This is a genomic window from Desulfobacter sp. (assembly GCF_050177295.1).
The window spans coordinates 1-7,028 of the sequence record NZ_JBFXHE010000229.1 but is presented as its reverse complement, the minus strand read 5'-3'; the positions used below and the strand labels follow the sequence as shown (position 1 = coordinate 7,028).

Genomic DNA, 7,028 nt, shown 5'->3' with positions numbered 1-7,028 from the left:
ATATACTTGAGCATTTTGGGTCCTTTTTTGTTTGAATTTGGTCGTTCAAAACACCTTAAAAGGTCTAAAATGCTCCCTCTATTTTAAATGTCACGTCTTTTTTTGAAAAAACTTACGACTCTCGAGCTTGGTATGAAAAAGGGTGTTTAAGATGGTTGTGGGTAGTAATTTCAAGCCACATAGCCATATTCCATATCGGAAGCAGGAAGAAAGAAGAGCTTTTGGGACTCATCACAGAGGCGTTTGGGGGCTGGCTGGTGATGGATGGCTACCTGGCATATCGAAGTCATGAAAAACGACAACGTTGTCTGGCCCATCTGATTCGAAAGGTCATCGCTCTTACCGGAGCGGTAGACAAAAAAGCTCAAAAAATGGGGGAATGGCTCTTACGGGAGCTCAGAGGACTTATAAAAGCCGTAGCCGAAGATGGTGAGGGTGAGGGTGGTCAACAATGCAACCTCATCCTCGCCAGATTAAAAAAGGTTTGCAAACTGGGATCTGAAGAAGAGCATGAGAAATTGAGAGCAGTGGCCAAAGAAATTCTCAATGACTGGGATGCAGTGGTGGCATTTGTCAAAAATTCGTTCCTTCCTCCTACAAATAATGAAGCGGAGCGGGCCTTGCGGCATGCCGTGATTGCAAGACGAATATGTTTTGGCACACGAACCACAGAAGGTAGTCGTGCATATGCAGCTCTATTGAGCGTTATCGAAACATGCCGTTTACGAGGACAAGATCCTTGGAGTTATATTGCTGAAACAGTCGCTCTTGGAAGAAAAGGTATGGCCCCCTCAGCTCAATATGTTATTGTCATGGTCGTTGCTTTTTTTGAACACCGAAAGTTGAGTTATATAATCCGGTTTCTGGGACTCTCTGTTTTGAATATGAATTCATCAACATCATCTCGTTCCAAGATTGTTCAGGGCGGCAATTTGGACACTCGAAAAGTTTTTGCAAGTACAGCAGCGTCACATGGATTGGAGAGATCGGGCACTGCAGTGTTTTTGACAAGGGAATATTTGAGTTTCTTTGTTGAGGGTTTCAGGCCTTCAGTGATTTTGACCAGAAACTCCATGATTTCATCCGATGTTACCGCGGATACATCTCTCCTGCCAAATGCTTTTTGAAGACAGTCAGAAAATACCGATAGTGGGGTAGCTCCTGGCTGCCGATGGTGAAAAAATAGATCTGAACAAAAGAGAGTAAGTTGGGGTTTTATTAGAGACTTTTTTCATTTCTCCGCGAATTACTTTTTTGCGGAAAGGCACATACCATGATATATATGGTGTCCAAAGCGCTGTGAAAACATAAACAATGGTAAAAGAGGCTGCTTCGGGAGAAGCGATGAAGAAATATTTTACGGTAAAAATAATGGCCTTAAGCATTGTCATCCTGTTTGCCCTTTATCTGTTTTTGACAGGACTTGCGGCACCCTGGGCCGGAAAACGCATTGCTGTTAATTCGCTGACGAAAAACCTGGGACGACAGACCCGTATTGAATCCATAACCTTTAATCCGTTTACTCTGGAGGCCCGGGTTAAAAATTTTGCCATTGAAAGTAAAATCAAGGGTGAAAATCTGGCCTCAATTCAGGAAGTTTATCTTAATCTGTCCGCCTCCTCCCTGCTTCATCTGGCACCGGTGATTTCGGCTGTTCAGGTAACAGCGCCTAAATTTGCCCTTCATTTGAATAAGGACAACACCTTAAATATTTCAGACCTGCTTCAAGGGAAAACGGAGACACCCGGGCCAGGGCCAGAGCCCGCTAAAGAGAAGTCCGACGCTTTGTTTGAATTCAAGGTGTCTAATGTAAAAATTACGGATGCGGTCCTGGTTTTCACGGATCATATCCGTTCAGTGACCCATTCAGTGGCGCAGTTGAATTTTGATCTGCCCCTTGTTAGCACCATGGGAAAGGATCTGGCAACACCAGTCAAAGCAGTTATGAACTGCCTGGTGAATAAGGCCCGGGTGGATATCAATGTAACGGGTGTCCCCTTTGATGCCACCCGGAAAATATCGGTTTCTCTGGATATGCAGCCCCTGGATCTTAACGCGTTTGTTCCCTATATTGATCTGCCGGTCCCCTATAAAATTAAATCTGCCGGTAATCTTGCCGTATCCGTTTCAGGCGAATATGAAATCCCGACCGGAAAAACCGCTGAAGACCAAACCCTTGCCGTTAATCTGGAAACCGTAGTAAAGAATTTTGATCTGGACAATGTGTCCGGAACCGATTTATTTGCCTGTCCCGAACTGGCGGTGGAGGCATCGTCCCGGAATCTGTTTGATATGAATTTTCTGGTTGATAAGGTGTTGGTTGATCAGGCCTCATTGTTTGTTGAACGCGATGCCCGGGGTCGCATCAACCTGGTTCCCGGAGGGCAGGGGGCAAAGGCGTCCCCGGACCAGGGGACAAAAGCGGGGCTCCCCCCGGAAACGTCAACCCCTGGCGCCCAGGTAGGTGCGGATGCAGCTAAACCTGAAAAACCGGTGATTGCACTGTCTCTGCCCTTTGCTGTGAAAATCAACCAGGCAGCCGTGAAAAACATGCATATCCGCTTCAGTGATAAAATGGTCTCACCTGAGGTCATAAAGTATATCTCCAGCCTGAATTTTATCCTCACTGACATTGAAGTCGGTTCCAAGGCCGCAGGAAAATTTGACCTACATATTCTGACCGGCGACAACGAAGAGATAAAAACAGCAGGCGATTTTCATGTTCAAAATGATCTGGCTGTCAATGGCACTGTTTCTGTTGACGGTATTTCCCTTAAAAATTTTCGTCCTTATCTGGCACCCTATCTTGGCGATAATGTCACCCTTGAGAATGTGGCTGCCGGTCTGAACTTCAAGGTGGGACTCACCCAGGCGGGCTTAGGTGTCGAAGTATCCAACGGTCAGGTGACCCTGGATAAATTCGGTCTGACGGAACAGGACAAAAAAGGGCCCCTGGTAGAGTTCGGCCAACTGGCATTGTCCCGGATATCCTGTGATCTTTTAAAACAGGAGGCAGGCGTCGGTCTTGTGGAAATTCATAAGGCCCAGGTTAAGATTAATCGGGATAAAAAAGGGCGGATCGACCTGCTTGCCGCCATTGAGCAGGCTGTGAAAACCGGGGAAGATTCCGGGGCAAAGGCCACGACAGCCAATCCTGCACAGACAGAACAGGCAGCAGCGAAACCGGATGGGCAAAACGCTTCTGCACCGTCCTGGGTTGCGACGATACATAAAACGGTTTTAGACCAGTGCCAGGTGCAGATCAGTGATCAGGCCCCAAAAGAGCCGGTGACAGTGGTTGTGAAAGACATTGGTGTCACGGTTGAAAATCTCTCCACAAAAAAAGGGGAAAAATCAACGTTCAAGGCATCCATGACCAACAAGAACAAGGGGAAAATTAACCTTGACGGCAGCTTTGACATTTCAGAGCCCGGGGCCACCGTTAATATCGACCTCAACCGGATTGACGTGAACACCGCTGAACCGTATTTTACTGATTTTTTAAACATATCAATATCCAAGGGATATCTTAACACCAAGGGGACCGTGGTTGTGACCCCGGCCCAAAAGAAAAGTGATCCGCTGAAGATAACATACAAGGGCCAGGTTTCCCTTAACAATTTTCTGTCCAAAAACAAGGTGGACAACACCGATTTCTTTTCATGCAAATCGCTTTATGCCACGGGCATGGATATTTCCGTAAACCCCATGACGGTGGTGGTTAAGGAAATCGCGCTGACGGATTTCTATCAGCGGGCCATACTGAACAAAAATGCCCAGCTTAATTACAAAGAGATCATGGTGGAACAACCCGAAAGCAAGCGCGCGGCCAAAGGTCAAACCAAGACAAAAGCGGCACCAGCCAAGGAAGGCAGTGCAATGCCCGATTTCCGCATTGATTCCATCACCCTGCAGGGCGGCCATATCAATTTCAGCGATTATTTTACTAAACCCAATTTTACCGCCAATATGACCGAGATTGCCGGCAGCCTTACAGGTCTGTCCTCCAGGGGAACGGCGCATGCCGAGCTTGTACTCAAAGGTGTGCATGGCGGATATGCGCCTTTGGATATCACCGGCCAGGTGGATCCTTTAAAGGACAATCGTTTTATTGATCTGACCATATCCTTTAAAAATATTGAGCTGCCTAAATTCAATGTGTATGCCAAAAAATATCTGGGATATGAAATTGAAAAGGGAAAACTTATCCTGGATTTGCATTACAATATCGACGGATATAAACTTACTTCGAGCAATCGAGTTCTGTTTGACCAGTTAACATTAGGTCAGAAAGTGGAGAGTAAAGATGCCCCCTCACTGCCTTTGGAACTTGCCGTTTCCCTGCTTAAAAATTCCAAGGGCGAGATTGACCTTGATCTGCCCATTACAGGAGATATCAGCGATCCAAAATTTCATTTTGGAAAGGTTGTGGGAGCGGTTCTTAAAAATTTTATCATGGGGATTGTGACAGCCCCTTTTAAATTTTTAGGCGGCCTTGTGGGTGCCGGTAGTGGCCAGGATCTGGGGTACGTGGAGTTTGATCCGGGAAAAAGCCGGCTGGATCAGGCCCAGAGAGACAAACTGGACAAGCTTATAATGGTGCTGGGCAAAAAACCGAACCTGAAACTTGAAATCATGAGCCAGTACAATAAACTTAAGGATGTCGGGCAATTAAGATATGAGGCCTATGAAGCCACGGTTTTGTCCATGGACAAAAAACTGCCTGCAGACGGTACTGTGAAGCTGGCTGATTTGGATGAAGAGAAGCGCGCGCATCTTATTGAAAAGTCATATAAGAAGGCTTCCTTCCCCAAACCCAGGGACGAGTCCGGAAAAGAAAAGGAACTGCCCCTGGATGAAAAAGAAAAGCTTCTGGTCACCAGCATGCCCCTGGGTGGGGGTGCCTTAAGTGCTCTTGGGCGGCAGCGGGGCCGTGAAATTGCCGATTACCTGACAAAAATCGGCAAGATTGATATAAGAAGGGTTTTTTTTACAGAACCGCATCCTGTTGTTGAAAATGAAGAAAATAATGCCAGGATCAAAGTCACATTTAATTTGAAATAGGGGGTACAAATTCAATTTGATATGCATTGTCAATTCACTAATATCCGATTTCAAAATGCGTTAATGCCGGATCCACTGAAACCGGTCGGATGTTTACATCCTTTACCTCTGAAAAGGTGGCGCCCTTTCTGCACCAGGTCAGCATATCCTGAATATTCTCCTGATTACCCTGGAACAGGGCCTGGACCGACCCGTTGGGCATATTTCTGACATGGCCTGACAGACCGCGGTCCCGGGCCGCCAGCTGGGTTTCATGCCTGAAGCATACGCCCTGGACCCTTCCTGTAATGGTCACTTCCACAGCACAAAGTGGGTTCACTTTCCGGTCTCCTATGTATTTGGGTGAAATTTTATGGTTTTTCAGGTTTGCCTTATTCAGGACATCCGGGCCGAATTTGGCGAGCACCGAATCCATGACCCGGTCCACATCCTCCCATTGCCTGCTATTTTGGGGAGTTTCATCGGCAAACAAAGACAATTGTACGGGTGTTTCACGGTCCTGGAATTCAGAGACCCCAACACCCACCAGGCGGATTTTTTTTGTAATATTTAGATCATCATACAATGATACTGCCTGGTCAAAAATAGCATTGGATGATGAAATCCATGTTTCAAGGGTTTTACCCCGGGTAATTTGGGAAAAGTCGGAAAATTTCAGTTTAATGCCCACCTTTCTGCATCTTTGGTTGTAGGTCCGCAGTTCATTGCCCACCCTGTGGGCCTGGGCAAGAAGCAAAGATTTCACTTCCCGGGGATCTGAAATATCACGGGACAACGTGACTTCACCGGAGATGGATTTCCGGGGCCTTTCCGGTTCTATGGGGGTGGGATCAATCCCTTTGGCCAGCTGGAACAGCCGTTGCCCGAAACTGCCGAATTTGTTTTTTAATAGTTTTGGATCGAATTTTTTTACATCGCCCAGGGTTTCAATGTGAAGGCTTTTCATCTGGGCCATGGCCTGGGCGCCGACGCCAGGCACCTTGCTGATGGGAAGGGTGTCAATCACCTGGGCCATGGCCATTGGGGAGATAATGGTCAGTCCGTCCGGCTTGTTCATATCTGATGCGATTTTTGCCAGGAACCGGACCGGTGCCGCGCCCACTGAACAGGTCAGGGCGAGCTGATTGACAATTTCAGTTTTGATTTTTTTTGCGGCCTGTTCAGGCGTGCCGATCAATTTTTCACACCCCGTGATATCCAGAAAGGCTTCATCAATGGAAACCGGTTCCACCAAAGGGGAGAATTGTCTTAGAATAGCCATGATTTTTCTTGAATCCCGGACATATTTTTCCCGGCTGCCCGGCTGGATAATGAGATGCGGGCATTTCTGCCTGGCCTGGAATACGGGCATGGCTGAATGGATGCCGAATTTCCTTGCCTCATAACTGGCTGCGGAGACCACACTGCGGCCGGAATGACCTGCCACGATAACGGGTTTACCCAAAAGCTCCGGGGTATCCCGCTGTTCCACTGATGCAAAAAATGCATCCATGTCCACATGGAGGATCATGGTGATGAAAACTCCCCTTGGATCGGATTAAAAATTGCTGTATTGTTTTCCTTTTTGAAAATTGCTGTCAAGGATTGATTAAATTTTTTTGAATCAGGGAAGATATATAGAGGTGATATTCAGGCGGATTTTATTTGCGGTATGGGTGATTCTTTTTCTTTGCCTCTTAATCGGGATGTCCGGATGCTCATCAGACCCGCCCCCCAATGCGCCCTCGTGTGAACCGCCTTCCAATGCGGGGCTTTCGCCCCTGGTATATCAAAAACTGCCGGACAATATCCGGTGGATCACCAATGATACAGACCCGGTGTTTGCCTCGGACAATGCTGAAAAAGGCGGGATGGTCCGGGAGGCCATCATGGATTTTCCCATGACCTTCAGGGTGGTGGGACCGGATTCCAACGGGTCTTTCCGGAGCGCGATCCTGGATAATCAGCTTTCCCTGATCAATATC

Annotated in this window: 3 protein-coding genes and 1 pseudogene; 3 read left to right on the top strand and 1 reads right to left on the bottom strand. The window is 47.2% G+C overall.

Annotation, left to right across the window (positions count from 1 at the left end; genetic code table 11):
* Positions 1-80: 80 nt before the first annotated feature.
* The gene (locus AB7U36_RS15125; RefSeq protein WP_428160552.1) at positions 81-1,127 is read left to right on the top strand and encodes an IS66 family transposase; all 1,047 of its coding nucleotides are present in this window, start codon (positions 81-83) and stop codon (positions 1,125-1,127) included.
* Between the two features lie 217 nt (positions 1,128-1,344).
* Positions 1,345-5,064, top strand: a complete 3,720-nt coding sequence (locus AB7U36_RS15120) for a DUF748 domain-containing protein (protein ID WP_428160551.1) — start codon at positions 1,345-1,347, stop codon at positions 5,062-5,064.
* Between the two features lie 37 nt (positions 5,065-5,101).
* On the opposite strand, the gene dinB is transcribed toward AB7U36_RS15120, so the two are convergent.
* A complete protein-coding gene (dinB, locus tag AB7U36_RS15115) occupies positions 5,102-6,574 on the bottom strand; it encodes a DNA polymerase IV (RefSeq protein WP_428160550.1) in 1,473 nt (490 codons plus the stop codon).
* 88 nt (positions 6,575-6,662) lie between these two features.
* Between dinB and AB7U36_RS15110 the strand changes: the two are divergent.
* Positions 6,663-7,028 (top strand): annotated as a pseudogene (locus AB7U36_RS15110) (ABC transporter substrate-binding protein); the annotation flags it as partial.